This window comes from Cohnella thailandensis, from assembly GCF_014212135.1.
GTDB classification, from domain to species: Bacteria; Bacillota; Bacilli; order Paenibacillales; family Paenibacillaceae; genus Cohnella; species Cohnella thailandensis.
In genome coordinates this window covers 139,817-156,326 of record NZ_JACJVQ010000028.1, presented here as the reverse complement: position 1 = coordinate 156,326, position 16,510 = coordinate 139,817, and the positions used below count along the sequence as shown (strand labels likewise).

General features: G+C 45.6%; 11 protein-coding genes and 1 pseudogene. All 12 read right to left on the bottom strand.

Going from position 1 to position 16,510, the window contains the following annotated elements:
- Positions 1–25: 25 nt before the first annotated feature.
- The gene (locus H7B67_RS28815; RefSeq protein ID WP_185123355.1) at positions 26–2,116 is read right to left on the bottom strand and encodes an S-layer homology domain-containing protein; all 2,091 of its coding nucleotides are present in this window, start codon (positions 2,114–2,116) and stop codon (positions 26–28) included.
- Positions 2,117–2,213: 97 nt separating this feature from the next.
- The gene (locus H7B67_RS28810) at positions 2,214–2,990 is read right to left on the bottom strand and encodes a tyrosine-protein phosphatase (RefSeq protein ID WP_185123354.1); all 777 of its coding nucleotides are present in this window, start codon (positions 2,988–2,990) and stop codon (positions 2,214–2,216) included.
- A gap of 170 nt (positions 2,991–3,160) precedes the next feature.
- Positions 3,161–4,363, bottom strand: coding sequence for a methionine adenosyltransferase (metK, locus tag H7B67_RS28805; protein WP_185123353.1), 1,203 nt, complete (start codon positions 4,361–4,363; stop codon positions 3,161–3,163).
- A 130-nt stretch (positions 4,364–4,493) separates the two neighbouring features.
- Positions 4,494–4,760 (bottom strand): alpha/beta-type small acid-soluble spore protein, encoded by a 267-nt coding sequence (locus H7B67_RS28800; protein WP_185123352.1) that lies wholly within the window; start codon positions 4,758–4,760, stop codon positions 4,494–4,496.
- A gap of 110 nt (positions 4,761–4,870) precedes the next feature.
- Positions 4,871–8,338 carry a SwmB domain-containing protein gene (locus H7B67_RS28795; protein WP_245363222.1) on the bottom strand — a complete coding sequence of 1,156 codons (3,468 nt, stop codon included), beginning with the start codon at positions 8,336–8,338 and terminating at the stop codon, positions 4,871–4,873.
- Positions 8,339–9,004: 666 nt separating this feature from the next.
- Positions 9,005–9,346: an EamA family transporter gene (locus tag H7B67_RS28790; protein ID WP_185123350.1), complete on the bottom strand. Its 342-nt coding sequence runs from the start codon at positions 9,344–9,346 to the stop codon at positions 9,005–9,007.
- Positions 9,343–9,720, bottom strand: coding sequence for a DUF2304 domain-containing protein (locus tag H7B67_RS28785; protein ID WP_185123349.1), 378 nt, complete (start codon positions 9,718–9,720; stop codon positions 9,343–9,345). The genes H7B67_RS28790 and H7B67_RS28785 overlap by 4 nt, the downstream gene beginning before the upstream one ends.
- Positions 9,721–9,729: 9 nt before the next feature.
- Positions 9,730–10,446 (bottom strand): glycosyltransferase family 2 protein, encoded by a 717-nt coding sequence (locus H7B67_RS28780; RefSeq protein ID WP_185123348.1) that lies wholly within the window; start codon positions 10,444–10,446, stop codon positions 9,730–9,732.
- A 233-nt stretch (positions 10,447–10,679) separates the two neighbouring features.
- Positions 10,680–10,865 (bottom strand): annotated as a pseudogene (locus tag H7B67_RS28775) (dTDP-4-dehydrorhamnose 3,5-epimerase family protein); the annotation flags it as partial.
- A 66-nt stretch (positions 10,866–10,931) separates the two neighbouring features.
- Positions 10,932–12,056: a glycosyltransferase gene (locus H7B67_RS28770; RefSeq protein WP_185123346.1), complete on the bottom strand. Its 1,125-nt coding sequence runs from the start codon at positions 12,054–12,056 to the stop codon at positions 10,932–10,934.
- A gap of 144 nt (positions 12,057–12,200) precedes the next feature.
- On the bottom strand, positions 12,201–14,186 hold the full coding sequence (locus H7B67_RS28765) for a DUF2142 domain-containing protein (protein ID WP_185123345.1): 1,986 nt from the start codon (positions 14,184–14,186) through the stop codon (positions 12,201–12,203).
- A gap of 42 nt (positions 14,187–14,228) precedes the next feature.
- Complete coding sequence (locus H7B67_RS28760; RefSeq protein ID WP_185123344.1) at positions 14,229–16,508, bottom strand: glycosyltransferase; 2,280 nt, start codon at positions 16,506–16,508, stop codon at positions 14,229–14,231.
- Between the last annotated feature and the right edge of the window lie 2 nt (positions 16,509–16,510).

Sequence of the window (16,510 nt, the reverse complement as noted above, 5' to 3'; positions counted from 1 at the left end):
TACTTCTCGAGTACGGCCGGCTATCTTATTTGGTGTTGATCGTACGGTATACAATGACTGCCGCTTCTGCGCGGGTTGCGTTGTCGTTCGGCTTGAACTTGCCGTCGGTGCCGATCACGATGTTCTTGGAGGCGGCCAGAGCCACGCCTTCCTTCAGGCTCGGGATAATCTGGCCTGCGTCGCTGAACGAAGCCAGCGCCGCTTCCGCATTCGCTACGTCTTCTACTCCCTTAACCGACTTGAGCGCTCTTGCGATCATCGTCGACATCTCGGCGCGAGAAATCGTTGCCGTTGGAGCGAAGGTCGTTGCCGTGCGTCCATTGATGATTCCTTCTTCAGCCGCTACGGCTACATATGGAGCGTACCAGTCGCCAGGGCGTACGTCCGTGAACTTGTCCGTCGTCGCATCGTCGTTCTCGATGTTGAGAGCCGTCACGAGAATCTTCGCGAACTCCGCTCTCGTGATCTTGTCCTGCGGAGCGAACTTGCCGGCTGCCTTGCCTTCAACAACACCCTTCGCCGCGATCACTTCGATCTGGCGTCCCGCCCATGCTTGAACGGACGAGATATCGTTGAAGCTCACTTTATTCTCGACGACGACATATGGAGAGAAGTGACGGAAGTTATCGGTGATCGTATTCCCTACCACATCGCCGCCTTGTACCTTCAACGTGCCGTTGGATTCTACTCTTGCGACGGTCAGCTTCTCTTGATCGACGCCGGCGACAGTCTGGAACGGGAACTTAATGAAGATCGGTTGGTTGAACTTCGTTACCGCTTCTCCGCCAAGAGCCAGGCTGAAGTCGTACAGTTCGGATACGGCCTTGCGTCCGCCGGTCTCTGCCGAAGTCGCCGCCTTGTGGTTGAGCTTGAAGTCGATTCCCTTCGCGAAGTCGCCGCTGATCGGGAGCGTAGCCGTCAGACCGTTCACGGCGAATGCCACCTTAGCGACTCCGGCCGTGGTCAGTTGAGCAATAACGTCGGCCGGCAAGCTAACCGCGATAGAAGCTTGAGCAACCGTGCCGAGGTTAAACGTCAACGTAGGAACGACAAATCCGTCAGCATTACCTACAGCGGCAGCCAGCGCGGCCTTCAGTGCAGCCAGATCCTTCAGGAAGCTTGCAATCGCCGCCGCGTCGATCTTGATGCTTGCTTGATCGCCGCTGATCGCAACGAGCTTGGAAACATCGACGTTGGCTGCGGAAGCGAGTGCCGCGTTTGCCGTATCGATCGCTTGCTTGATCAGAGCAGCTTTCTCATCGCCGGTAGCCTTGGCGATCTTGTCCTTCAGGCCAGCCAGTGTCTCGAGGGCTTTGGCTACGTCGGTGTTGCCGGCTTGAACAACTCCACCGCCGCCACCGCCATACACAGGAGCATTAGCACTTGCGAACGCCCCTACGATCGAAGGAAGAGCCGCGTCGAATGCATCCTTCACACCAGGAGCAGCCATATAATTTTCAAAAGTATCAAGGACCGCTGATTTGAAGTTCGCATTCGAAGTGAAGTAATGCTCGATCAAATCAGATGCTTTCTGCGCGCCGGAAGTATCGCCACCAAGCACCGCTTCAGCGATAGACTCTACGAACGCGGTTTTTCCGCCAGCATAAGTCGGATTCGAGATAAGAGCCGAATATGCTTTATCGTTCAACGCAACGAAGAGAGCAGCGAAGTCTTCTACCGTGATGTCGATACCCGAATCTCTTTCGATTTCACCGATAAGAGACTTCACTTCAGTGGTTTGTAAGAGTTCGATGAATTCGGCTTCATTGTCAACCGGTGCAAGAACAATCCCCTTCAACAACCCGATCAGAGCGGATTTCTCTTCATCAGTCAATCCAAGAGAGGAGAACGGAGCATACAATGGAGCAACCGCATCCTCGTGATCCACTCCACTCAGAGCCACTTTAAGCGCGAGTACATTCGCATTAGTTGCAAGGGAGCTATTCAGCTTTTTCTGAAGTTCTATCAACTTCTGAAGATTAGCATCCGCAGCGGAAGCCACATTGACTCCCAGGTTAACGGTTGCTCCGTTAGCGGTGATCGATACTCCTGCAAGAGAAGTAACGGCGAGACTGGTAGCGACGAATCCGGCAAGTGCTTTCTTTCTTAGTTTCATTTAGAATCCTCCCACTTTATTATGTAATAGGTAATGAAGGAATTATTTCGGAAACACAGTTACTTAATCTTAACCCACATAAGTATAAGGGTCAACACTAATGGAAAAGATTTGATAACTTTCTCCACCATTTTACATTAACTTTAGAAAACAATTCAATAGCAATAGGCTTATTATCGAGGATGTTCGATGAGTTTTGTCTATAATACTCGGTTGCTGAATCTCCTATATAATGGGAGATACGGCTATATGTCTCGCTCATCTTGAATCCTCTTAGCTCCAAATGATGAGCATCGGAGGATACCGCATGGATCAATCCCTGTTTGCACAAGGACCAAGCGACCTCTTCAATCTTCTTGCCGAATCCTCCAAGGAGGGAATGAGTAGTGACTTGAGCGTAGCAGCCCGCTTCCACTAGTTCAGCAAGCCTTCCGGGATTCTTCACGACCTCCGCGTTCCGTTCCGGATGCGCAATGATCGGATGCAGCCCCATCAATCGCAGCTCATGAACCCACTCGAACATCTTGGACGGGATACGAGACGAAGGCATCTCTAGCAAAATATATTGGGAATCCGCGAGGGTCAACAACTCTTCTCTGGCCCATGCATCGAGCATATCGTCATGCACTCGAATCTCTTGGCCCGGGTATAGCTCGACCGGAATCCCTTCCCGTTTCAACTCTTCATTCAACTTCTCTACCGCTTCTCTTACGCTTTCTGCCGGATTGTTGTAGACTCCGTTAGCATGATGAGGAGTGGCGATGATCTTCCGGATTCCTTCAGCTGATGCCGCTCTCGCCATGGAAAGCGCTTGCTCCAGATCCGGTGCCCCATCATCGAGACCAGGAAGAATATGAGTGTGGATATCGACCAATAGGCATTTCCTCCCAACCACATTCTCGAAGCGAATTTTTACAGTCCATTAATCTATTTCGGCAATTCAGGCAACAATCTTTAGCATTTCAGTGTATTTACAAGGAAAATAAGCAAAACGCCCTACTTCCCGATTAAGGGGATAGGGCGTTAGGTATAATTTCGTATATCTTAGAGCGTGGCGCCTTGCTTAAGAGCCTCGACCTTATCGAGACGCTCCCAAGGAAGATCCAGATCCGTACGGCCGAAGTGGCCGTAAGCAGCCGTTTGCTTATAAATCGGACGACGGAGGTCGAGCATCTTGATGATGCCTGCAGGACGGAGGTCGAAGTTGGAACGAACCAGCTCAACCAGTATTTCTTCAGACACCTTACCCGTACCATAAGTGTCGACGTTAATGGATACCGGATTCGCTACGCCAATTGCATATGCCAATTGAATTTCGCACTTGTCGGCAAGGCCGGCCGCAACGATATTCTTGGCTACGTAACGAGCTGCATAAGCTGCGGATCGGTCAACCTTCGTCGGATCCTTGCCGGAGAACGCGCCGCCGCCGTGGCGAGCATAGCCACCGTACGTATCGACGATGATCTTGCGTCCCGTCAAGCCGGCATCGCCTTGCGGTCCGCCGATGACGAATCGGCCGGTCGGGTTGATGAAGAACTTGGTCTCGCCATCCAGCCATTGCCCCGGCACCACCGGATTAATGACATGATTGCGGATATCTTGCTGGATTTGCTCCAGGCTGACTTCTTCCGAATGCTGGGTGGAGATGACGATCGTGTCCACGCGGGTCGGCTTGCCGTCCACGTACTCGATCGTAACCTGAGTCTTGCCGTCCGGACGCAGATAGTCGAGCGTTCCGTTTTTGCGAACTTCGGATAGGCGGCGGGACAGACGGTGCGCGAGCGCGATCGGAAGCGGCATGAATTCCGGCGTTTCGTTCGTCGCGAAACCGAACATCAAGCCTTGGTCGCCGGCGCCGATGTCCGCGTTCTCTTGCAGCACATCCTTGCCGTCGCGGTTCTCGAGCGCAGCGTTAACGCCTTGGGCGATATCCGCGGATTGTTCGTTAAGCGAAGTCAATACGGCGCAAGTGCTGGCATCGAAGCCGTACTTGGCGCGAGTGTATCCAATTTCCCTGACCGTGCTTCGCACGATGGAAGAGATATCTACATAATCGGCTTTACTGCTGATTTCCCCGATAACCAGAACGAGTCCGGTTGCAACGGATACTTCGCACGCTACGCGCGCGTATGGATCCGCTTGAAGGAATGCGTCAAGCACAGCGTCGGATATTTGGTCGCAGATTTTGTCCGGATGGCCTTCGGTGACCGATTCGGACGTGAAGAGATGCCGTCCTTTGATCGACAATATCTTCAACCTCCCCTACACAAAAAATGAACCTTTTCCGGTTGGAAAAGGTTGTTAGACAGACCTTCAAATGATAATGATACCGGAATTGTCGAGGGGTGTCAATGGACCTTTGCCTATCCGAATCTTCTTAAAGAAGGGTTTGTTGCGCTTGTTGGACAAGGCGCTTCGTGACACCGCCTCCGACTGCTCCCGCCTCGCGTGCCGTCAAGTTTCCGAGATAAGCGGAGCCGGTTCCCGCTGGAGAGAAGCTTCCTAATTCTCCCGCGAACTCCGTGTCTTGTCCGAGCGCTCCGGCTTGTCCGAAGGGGACACCCAGCTCCGCCGCTATCTCGTACTTTAACTGATTCAGAGCACCGGCGCTCTCCGGCACCAGCTTCCTATTCCGGCTTGCCATTCGTTACAGCACCTCCTTTGAAGTTGACGGTCTTAGTATGGATCGGGACCGAACTCCGTAGGCGTATAACTTCATGGGCTTGCGGGAAAATAAAGGCGATTCTGTATGAGTTACACTTGCAGGAACCCGACGTACTTCAGCATTCTCTCGATCATGACAGCCGCCTGGGCTCGGGACGCGTTGTCCTTCGGCTTAAATTGATAACTCGAGACGCCGTTCATGATGCCTGCTGCAATATTCTGTTGAACAGCAGTCTTAGCGTATGAGCTGATTTTTCCGCTATCCGTAAATGGAGTCAATTCGGTTCCTCTAACGCTAACCGATGAGCCGACGTAAGCGATGGCTCTCTGCATCATCGTCGCCATCTCTTCACGAGTGATGAATGCCGTTGGCTGGAAGCGCCCATCGGTGCCTCCTTGAACGATTCCCGCTGCGCTTGCCGCGCCGATGTAGCTTGCATAAGCATTCGTAGTGCCTACATCGGAGAAACGGGCAGCCGCGCTCTTCTGACCATCAAGACCAAGCCCTTTCACAATATACTTGGCAAAATCGGCCCGAGTGATGTTCTGGTTCGGTTGGAACTGGGTCGCAGATGTCCCGCTGATGATTATTTTGGAAGCCAGGTTATTTACGCTATCTTTGGCCCAGGCAGCCGTTACGTCACTGAATACCTTGCCGTAGTAGACAACAGCGTACTTGCTGTTCCCCTTGCGTTCAAAGCTTAGCTTGGCGGACGAGCCGTTACGGGCAATCGTCGTCGGCGTATACGCCAGAGCTCCGGAATCGCTGTCGTAACGAACGACAGATAGATTGGAATCCTTATAACTTGCTACATTGCTAACCGTAAATGAACGAGTGACAAAGTTATCATACGCCTTCACTTCTGTCTTGGCGCCATTCGCTACCGTATAAGCAGTGAAATCCATTAAGGGCGTCAGAACGGTGGCGCCCTGCGAGTTTATCGCCGTCGTCAGATTGGCGTCGGATCCCCGGTCAATCTGGATGAGCAGATAAGCTGAAGGGTCGCTTGCGAGAACCTGATTTAACGAACCGCTGCTTAAAGCGAGTAAAGGATATTCGAATTGGTAGCTGCCGTAATCCACTCGAATGACGGCGTCCGGATTCAGGACCATGCCGTTGATTAAAGACTGTAGCGGCAAACCCACCATCGCTCCGGCTTGGCTTGTCGGAACGACGAAGTTCAGCTGAAGCTTCGTTATATCCGTTCCCTTCTTAAGCTGCGTCAATGCATTCGTAAGGTAATCCGCATTGAGCAAGTAACGGACCGTCGCATTGCCGGAAGGCAAAGTATCCGTAGCGGTTGTCGCCCCCGACAAACTAAAGGTAAGTCCGCCTTCGGAATTTTTTTCCAGATAACTCTCCAAGCCGCCCGTCGAACTTCCAGTCAAGGTAACGGGTCCGAAGCTGGCTACGGTCAGTCCGAGCGAGTCCTTCAGCGAATTGCCGGAAGAGCTGTAAGCCACCGATACGGCTTGTCCGGAAGGAATGGACGATGCTAACGTGAGCGTTAATGTCGAACCGGATACTTGCACGGAAGTTACCGTTGCCGTTGCGTTCCCAACCTTCACCATAAATTGAGACTGATAAGGGATATAGGAACTGCTTAAATTGGATGAGAAATTCAATGTAATCGTCGATCCGGCATAAGTTCCGCTCGAGAACTTGGCGGCAGTGCCGCCGGCCGTAACCGAATAATTACTGATTAACCCCGCGGCGTTCCCGGCCAAGTCCTTCAGAGGCGTCGTCCCCGGTATATAAGTAACCAGCACCGTTCCCGATGACACCGCCTGGGCGAGCGTAATAATGACGGCATTATTATCGATAGCGATCGATGAGATCGTCGCCGCCGAATTGTTCACGACCACCGAGAAGCTCGACTTCGGCGGAATCGAACTGGCATTGAGCCCTTCGTTAAAATACAGGGTAACGATATTGTTCGCTACCGTAGCCGTAGACAGCGCCGGAGCTACCGTATCGATCCCGTTCGTTACATAGAAATTGGTGAAGGCAGCCACCGCGTTGCCGCTCTTGTCCTGAATGGGCGTTGAGCTTGGCGTATAGGATACCGAGACGCTTTGGGACGAGCTCGGGGTCGCGCCGAGCGCAAAGGTAATGGAAGAACCGGTTAGGGCAATGGTTTGGATGCTTACTGCGTTGTTATCGAACTTAACCGTGAACTGCGAAGCAGCGTTGCTTGGCAGGTCATTTAACGTTTTATTGAAATTAAGCGTTAATACGCTTCCGCTAATGGATCCGGAAGAAGGCTTCGGGATCGTCGTGTTTGTCGTATTGGACACGTTTGTCGAAGCTAGATTCGCCGCTGCGTTGCCGGACAAGTCTCTAAGCGGAAGCTCTCCAGCCGTATAGGCGACAGTCACCTTCTGCCCGACCGCCACGCTGTTCTGAAGCTTCAGCCACACTTGCTTGCCGGAGACGGTGACTCCCGTTACCTGAGCCGCTACATCATTGACAGCCACATAGAAATTAGCGGGTGCCGGAGTGGACGTCGGATCGAGATCCTCGTTGTAGGTGAGGACAACCGACATTCCGTCCATCGCGGCGCTAGCGAAGCGAGGAGCCGTCTTATCGGACCCTAACGTCTGGAAACTCCATCGGTAATCGTTCAGGATTCCAGGGAAAACATTGGAATTCGTTGTGTCCATGATCAAGCCGGAGTCGATATAGACGGCGTACTGAGTTGCCGCGGATAAAGCAGGCACTGAATTGAGGTATACGACTGTCGGATCGTCTGAGGCTACGCTTAACGGAACTTCCCCCAGAATGCTTCCGGACGACGAGCCGGAGAGGACTTTGATCCGGGCTTTGGCTTCGGCGGCTAGTTTAACCGCTTTATTGAATTTAATGCTTAACGTGCCCACATCCGGCTTGACATTGATAACACCGGAAGCCGGCGTAAGAGTCACGATCTCAGGAGCGGAGAGATCCTCCACCACCTTGAAGGTCCATCCTGAAATTCCTGCATAATTGTTACCGGCAGCATCATGAACGGCCAGATTAGAGATCGTCACCGAGTATGAAGTGTTATTGCTAAACACCGGACACAGACCGACAGTAGGCGAAATCGTAATGGTCGCACTGCCATAGCCTGTGATCGCGGGCGAGTTGGCAGGTATCGTACAGATAGGCGCCGCTCCTTGATAAATCGTAAAGGAGCCGCTGCCTGCATAAACGTTCTCGTTGAAGCTAATAGCCAAATTTCCGCGGAGCTGGCCAAGCGTTCCTCCGTTCGACGGCCAGAAGGCACTGACGGTCGGAGGGGTCCTGTCCGTCTCGACTTTGGTCTTGAAGCTCCAGATGGAGTCCGAAGCAATTCCGTATTCATTGTTGCCCGAATCCAGAATGGCGCCCATATCCATTAAGATATAATACTCCGTCGAGTAATCCAGCTTATTCAGAGTGATCGAGACCGTCTGCTCGTTTACCGTAACGGAAGCGGAATTGACATCGATCGTCTGAAAAGTCGCATTATCCCCCTTGCGCTTAACTTGAATATAACCAGTCCCTTTTTTCATCGTCTTCGAAGACGGATAGGTCATCGTAAGCAAAATAGGGCCATCTGCATAATTATCGACAGACTTGTTGGCAGGATCAAGTCTAGGAGCCAAATCATTGTTATCCACTACCGTAAAGGACCAAGATGAGGTTCCGGTATAGAACTTGCCAGTGCTTAAGCTTGCGAACGAGGAACCGTCAATTTTAATTAAATAGTTGCCCGGAACAAGAGAGGTACGCGGAATAATGGTCGCAACTCTCGTCGGCTGCTCCAGAAGCACATTATTCAGATCCGTCTGAACGTTCAGAGTTTCGACCGTTACCAAGGAGCCGCTCTCTTTCTTCTGGATCGTAATAGCCCCCGTTCCCCTAACGATGAACTCATCAAAGGTTATCTTCAGCCTAGATCCGGCAGGAGCCTGGATCTCCTCTGGAGGCGGGACGAATTGGGTAACCAAAGGCCCGCTGTCACCGTTCGCTGAGGCTGTATTAGCGCCTCCCGGCAGGAGAGGTAAGCTCAATTGGACAATTAGGGCGGCGATAAGAACGAAAGCTATAGATTTGAAACGACGCAAAATGATACCTCCCGAATTGAACATAGTCGTACCTTATATTTCGGCTTCGGGATTGGAGAAATTTAGGGATATTCTAAAAATACAAAAAACCGTCACCGGAAGATGACGGTATAAATGGCTTTCTTGATATATGAATCATTTAGAAATTAATACAACTCCAATTATTATGACTCCTGCACCAACCCATTTCATTAAAGAGACAGGTTCATTAAACATAACTAACGCAACGATTATTCCAAGAACGTAAGCTAAACTTTGGATTGGATACGCTGTGCTTAGTGGCATTCTCGATAGAACTACAAACCAAACTAGGGTCGCCAAAGCATACAAAATCAATCCGATAATAATATGTATATTTAAAAGAGCTGACCATGCGTTAGATAGGGAGACACCGCCCATTTTCTCCAGTCCTAGTTTAAACAAAATTTGCCCTGAAACTAGCAATATTATATTCAGTAGCAGGTATACGGCATTCATCCCTGCTTTTCCTCCGCTTCTCGTTCTAACGCTAATCTTTTTACCTCGAGTTTCAATAGTCCTATCTCCTGTGATAGTTCTTTTATTTTTATTGAAGTGCGAGACGAAGTTATTGTAACAGAAAATAGTATAGCTAGTGCACTAAATGACATTAATAAAAATAACGCATTGACTGGAACCTCAATTCCAATTGCATGTGCTACGGCCCCAACTAGATCCGGGAAAATAGATAGTATTAAAATAATTATCATCATCGCTAGCCATAGCATAGAGTATTTCAATTCTAACCTATACTTCCGTATTAAGTTTATTAAAATAATAGCACACAACACAGAACCGAGAATTAATAACAATTGCAATTTTAATGGTATCATTATATACCTCTAAACTATTTGTCTTCTCAGGCTATCAATTAAAATAGCTAACGATACTTTCATCATGTAATATACGGATTTGAGCGATGTGATGGAGGAGTTCCCTTCCATTCTCTCTTGCATAATTACGGGGACCTCTTGAATACGATATCCATTTCTAATCAAATACATGATTGACTCTGGCTCAGGATAATCGGTTGGATATCTCTTTGAGAACAAATCGATTACTTTTTTGTTGCAGGCTCTAAATCCAGATGTCGGATCCGTGACATTTTTCTTCGTAATTAGTTTCAGCAAGAAAGTAAAGTAACCGATTCCCAATCTTCTCATCACTGTGGACTGAAACCCACGCTTATTAATAAATCTCGATCCAATTACCAAATCAGCTTCACTTTTTAAAATCGGGTCTATCAATTCTGACACAAATTCCGGCTTATGTTGACCGTCGCCGTCAACTTGAATTGCTATATCATAACCATGCAGATTTGCATATTTATATCCGGTTTGTACCGCACCGCCTATACCTAAATTACACGGTAAATCTACAGTAGGCACTCCAAGAGAACTACATACAGCACTGGTATTATCCTTAGAGCAGTCATTAATGACTAATACATCTACATTATCGCTACAAGTTATCCTAATAGATGAAACTAGCTTTTCGATGTTTTTTTCTTCGTTGTAAGCTGGAATAATCAGCAATATTTTTTTACGATCCATTTCCATCCCCTTAACCTACAGACAATATATATAATTCAATCCTGATATTATCCAACTTTCCTATATTAGAAAGCACAACAGAAAATTGTCTTATCAGAGCCCTCGCAAAACATTATATCAAAAATTGCAGAATACTTCCGTATTCTTTTTTCGTATCCGATAGAGGTATGCAAATAGGCTGGCAAACTGCCAACCTATCATGATGGTAATAATATTTAATTATATTCCCCCCGGATTCTTCACCAAAAGAAATTGATCTCTGCATTTTGCAAACATGGATGCTTGCCATCTTTGTCGGATAAAGTAGGATGCTCAATCGGCCAGTTAATAGCAATGTCAGGGTCATCCCATAGAATGCCACGATCGTGTTCAACCGAATAAAGTTCATCTACTTTGTAGATAACCTCTGTGTTTGGCATAAGAGTGACTTAATAAAAACAATAGAGACCCTAATGGGTCCCTATTGTAAACAATTAATAATAGGTACATCGTCACCTTTGTGTTTTATTTAATACGGTAATAACAAATTCAGAGAATTGACTTCTGAACTGTTCTGCTGTGAAGCGAGTTGCATTACTTCTACAATTCTCGGGTTTGAATAAATGCATTCTTGCTTCAAACCTCTCCACCGCTTCTCGGATGGATTCAACTGTCTGCTCATTGAAGAACAAGCCGGTTGGATTTTCACTTTCTTCCCCAATAACCGTCTCCAATACTCCGCCTTTGCCATAAGCAATTACTGGCGTACCACATGCCTGTGCTTCCACAGGGACAATTCCGAAATCCTCTTCTGCTGCGAAAATAATAGCCCTGGCTCTCTGCATATGATCCTTCAAAACTTCAAAAGATTGGCGCCCAAGGTACTTGGTATTCGGGCCGAGATGAGCTTTAACTTTATCTCTCTCAGGACCATCGCCAATGATTATAAGTTTCTTATCTGGCATTGTTGCGAATGCTCTTACGATCAAATCCATTTTCTTGTAGGGAACCAGGCGTGAAACAATGAGATAAAAGTCTTCTTTCTGAGCTTTCATTTCAAATGCACTAACATCAACCGGTGGATAAATTACATCGGAGTGTCTTCCATAGTACTTTCGAATTCTGTTCGACACGAATTGAGAATTAGCAATAAATGCATCTACGCTATTAACCGTCCGAAGGTCCCACATTCTTATATAATGTAGAATGATTCGGGCAATACTCGATTTAAACCCCTTAATCAAATTTGTTTGCTCCAAGTATTGCTGCTGCATATCCCACGCATAGCGAATTGGAGTATGAACATAGGAAATATGCACTTGTCCCGGACTTGTCAATACACCTTTAGCAACGGCATGAGAACTTGAAATGACGAGATCATAGCCCCTTAAATCTAATTGCTCAATTGCCAAAGGCATGAATGGAAGGTAACTCCGGTACTTCTTCCGAGCAAAAGGTAACTTCTGAATAAAAGTGGTTTTTGCTCTTTTGTTCTGTATAAATCCCCGTTCACTATCCTTTAGAAAATCAACGGTTGAAAACAGATCCGCATTCGGATATAAATTCACAAGTTGCTCAAGTACCTTCTCGGCACCTGCATTTACAACGAGCCAATCGTGTATGATCGCTATTCTCACTTTCAGTTCATCCTATCATGTCTTACGTGACTTGATCCTTCTTTATTTTATCACGTTTGACAATACTTATCGATTTTTATCTCTAATTACCCATAAAGTAAGAGCGACTCTATTGAATCGCTCTTTAGCTTTACTTTTATTGCCTTATTTATATATTAAGTAATAGGACAACATAGAGTAAAGAACGCCAAAAAACGAGATATAAAACAATAAATTTGCCAATAATACATCACTCGATTTAACGCTAATGGACCACTTACTTTTTACCGTTAATAATAGAACCGGCAGAAGTGGTATAAAGTACCTTCCCTGAGTCCCTTTAATACCTAAGGCTCCAACAGGTGTTATCGTCAAATAAAATATCCCATAAATGGCCATGCTTATTAACAGAAACACTCCAACCATAATGCTCTTCCCTCTTATGGATATGGTGTCCCTAATTGGATCAGATTCAAATATCAAACTCAGAATGAAGACAAAGGAGTAAATAATCATAAACAAAGTCGGTGCGTAAGGTGTTACCCAGGTCTTCAAGAACATCTGCCAGTAGTATAGTTGCTTTTCACCATCAATCGCATGAATTGTAGCTTTAACAAAAACAGTAGGATCACGTAACACATTTATAAGTTGCTCTTTTGAATCGATTCCAGGCCCATAAATATTCTGCATCCAAACAGCTAGGGCATCCGAACTTTTTCCAACCAATAAGGTCCATAATAAAGTTAATATACCACCTGATGCCAGGATTAGTGTGTTTGTGTACACATACTTTTTTCCGCTTCCGTAATATTGGCTCGGGATTACGAACAATAATAAGGCCAGTAAACAGAAACCAGGTTTACATAAAGCTATAATACAAATAATAACGGCAAGTAATTTGATATTATCTTTTTCTATTCTCTTTATAGGATTATGATAAATATTCAATATTTCAGCAATAAGTAAAAAACTACTTGCAAAGAGAAGCGCATCTGCAGAACAAGAAGCAGCAGTTTCGATAGAAATCGGCAACAATGCTAGCCCAAAGATTAAGCTCTTACCATACGGGATTCTCTTAATTGCAAAATAAAGCAAAACTGCCCAGGATACTAAATTCATTATTCTTGATATGATAAAAACAATAAGCGGAGATAAATCCAAAAATCTCCCAAAAAGAATGCCTATACTTTGGGATAAATAAGGCACTGGAGAGTAAACACCTGAATTCGGAAATGCCACAAACACCTTATCGTTTTGATTCAATTCTTCCTCTAACCCTTTTTGCCAACTATATAAATCCTTATAGTAGGCATTAAGATCCCGGAGCGAACTCGGAATGTAAGATCCTGTGGTGTCACCTTTACTTGGGAGGACAATATTGCCTTCTGAAATCGAATACGCTCGATTAAAGTGGGCCCATTCATCCGTTGATGGGGGTAGAATAACTGCAAAAACAATTCCGCTTATTAATGAAAAAACAACAAACAATTTATGAATTGGCCATTTCTTAAAAAATAAAAAAACGGAAACAACTAACATCAACAAAATCACAATTGCTGTTATTATTAAAATCTTGACCTTAGGAAGGACTGGTGATGAGTAAATCAAAGACATGGTTAAATCATATGCTTTCTTTTCTCCGTTAATATATAAATCGCCTTGGGAATATGCATTATAATTGCTATACCAAGTAACGACGGAATTATCCGATAGTTCTTTAGAATTACTACTAATGGTTATATTGTAATTTTTCCCTTTGGAATCTTTGATTTGATTAAAATGAAAGACTTTCTGAGGAGTTTGATTATTAATTTCGCTTGATAAAAAATTGGTCTGTATAATCTTCTCCCCAGAACTTTCATCTTCAATTAGAATATCAACTATTCTATCGGGTGCATTATAATTCGAAAATAAAAGCGTCACACCCTCCCAGTTATTTTCCATCACCCTAATCTTTTGCATCACCACATGATTATTGGTCACATTAATAGGCGAATCTGAATAGGGCTGTATGGATTGTACGCTTTTATTTTGTCCTTTATTTATCGAGTCCTCATATTTGTCCAAAAAATTAATTGTAAGTAAAATGGCCGCGGAAAAAATTATGATGCTCAGGATTGCAATTGTCGTATATCTTATATTAATTTTCACAATCCGTTACCCACCAATCCATGATCTTATTTACTATTAAAGCTACTTTCCATTGCGATTTAAAACTTGTAAATAGTAATCAAGAGTCTTCCTTGTCATCGCAATAGTCGAAAATTTGCTTTCCAAGATCTCTCTACCCTTTCGACCCATTCTATCCCTCTCCTCTTTATTTTTCGCTAGCTTTATTATCACTTGGGCTAACTCAGTGGCGTCCTCGGATTTTACTAAAAGCCCATTAACTCCATCTTCAATTATTTCGGGCACGCCGCCAACTGCGCATCCAATGACAGGTTTTTCGTACTTCATGGCCTCTAAATATACTAACCCAAATGATTCATAGCGTGAGGGAGCAACAAAGATGTCGCACTTGGTATACAACTGATGCAGTTCCTCGTCAGAAACTTCTCCAAGGAATTTAACCTTTTCTTGAATTTTTTTGTCCGAGCTTCTGGTAAATATCTCTTCCATAGTTAGACCGTTCTTGAATGGTATTTTCTTATTGCCCGCAAGTATTAGCTCAATCGGAAGACTGTCGTTGTAGCAAAGGCGAAAAGCATTCAATAGGATATCGACGCCTTTTCGTGGCTCAAGCCTCCCCACAAACAACACTTTTATAGGATTAATCTCGAGACTTGAATGGCTTGCTTTATGCAAGTTTTCGATTGTTTCCGTCCTGTTGAATAGACCAAGTGGAACAAGTTCGGGTTTAATTCCCCACTCTATTCCATACATTTCTGCGATCGTATCTTTTACATTGTTCGAGATCGTAATGATGCCATCCGACTTAGATAACAATTTTGCTTCAAGGTTAGCCGACAACTCCAGGTCTTTATTCCACTTCCACCCCTGCATATCTGCCGCTTTTCTTAAAGGTGTCTCTAACCTCACAATCGTTTTTAAACCATTAATCTCTGTACAAGCTAAACCTTCATAGTCCCACAGCGGCGTCTCTACTAAATGAATTTCTCCATTCCGATATAACTCTTCCACTCGGTTAGCCACATTAATAGAATAACGAACATTCGATTCAGTAATTGGCATTACTGAATTTAAAAAACTCAAATCGTCTGTTGAATTAGTAGAAGTTACAACCTGCTCTACACTAACCCCATTTATATTCTGTTTACCTTCTGGAACATTGCTCGTTAAAACGATAACGGGATGCCCTAATTTCACCAAAGTTTCTGCTAATACTTTAGTATAGGTGGCAACCCCGCCGCTGCCGAATGGAGGATAATACTTGCTTAATAAGCAAATACCAAACTTTTCGGGTAATACCGCCAGAGCCTCACTTGAGGTTTCGGCAATATGATTATTCTGATGAATGAGAAGAGCGGCATCGAGTTCAACTGGGACCTTACTGAAAGTCAGGAATGGATCATCGTTCTGTAGATGGTTGTTGATTTGCGTCGATTTAAACAAGCCATCCTTATAACCGGAGAACACGCCTTTGCGCCATAACTTCATGAAACGCCGATAATCCTTTTTGCTAATTAACCGATTACGGTACCAATGTTTAAACTCGCGTGCACGTTTATTGGCTACATGGAATGGCTTAATCATCCGCAAGGGCCATCCTTTAATTCCTTTCGAGTTCTTAACGCCAAAGTACACTGTATTCTTAACAATCGGATACCAGTTCATATCATAATTGGACTTACGAATATGAGATCTTGCGAATTCATGATGCACATAAGCTTCTTGATGATGATAAATGGGATATCCGGCTTTCGTCAGACGTACACACAGATCGCTCTCGTCATGGAAATATTCATAATACTCGTCGAAGCCGCCTACTTCCAGCAAAGCCTGGCGAGAGAAAGTACTGTTTACTCCCATCATAATGTTGTATTTATCCGATCTTGGGGCCGTATGAATTCCTGGTTGATCCAGCTTCACTTCCGCCTCGCCCCAAATATCTATATATCCATTATGAAACTGGAAGTGATCTCCGCCCGGTCCGAATACTCGCCCCCCTGCCCCCCCAATTGGAGAATGGGCATCGTATACTTCCTTGATTTGATGGAGCCAATTCGGTTCGGGAATAGCATCGTCATCGAGAAAAGCTACCACATCTCCCGCTGCCGCCTTTATGCCTATATTTCGAGATACAGACAGGTTAGCCTTGCTGTTGGTCCTAATTTTAATCCGATCCCGATAACCCTCGATGATCTCAGAGGTCCGATCTGTCGATGGTCCGTTCACCACGATAACTTCAAAATTCGAATACGACAAATTATTTAGGCTTAAGAGAGTTCTCTCTAGAAATTCATCTCTATTATAGGTGCAGATTACAATGGAAAACTTCAACTCTTCACTCATTT

Coding starts and splice junctions, on each gene's coding strand:
- H7B67_RS28785 (WP_185123349.1), bottom strand. CDS start 9,720: ATGATACCATTAAAATTGCAATTGTTATTAATTCTCGGTTCTGTGTTG.
- H7B67_RS28795 (WP_245363222.1), bottom strand. CDS start 8,338: ATGACCTATCCGTCTTCGAAGACGATGAAAAAAGGGACTGGTTATATT.
- H7B67_RS28790 (WP_185123350.1), bottom strand. CDS start 9,346: ATGAATGCCGTATACCTGCTACTGAATATAATATTGCTAGTTTCAGGG.
- H7B67_RS28800 (WP_185123352.1), bottom strand. CDS start 4,760: ATGGCAAGCCGGAATAGGAAGCTGGTGCCGGAGAGCGCCGGTGCTCTG.
- H7B67_RS28780 (WP_185123348.1), bottom strand. CDS start 10,446: ATGGAAATGGATCGTAAAAAAATATTGCTGATTATTCCAGCTTACAAC.
- H7B67_RS28815 (WP_185123355.1), bottom strand. CDS start 2,116: ATGAAACTAAGAAAGAAAGCACTTGCCGGATTCGTCGCTACCAGTCTC.
- H7B67_RS28760 (WP_185123344.1), bottom strand. CDS start 16,508: ATGAGTGAAGAGTTGAAGTTTTCCATTGTAATCTGCACCTATAATAGA.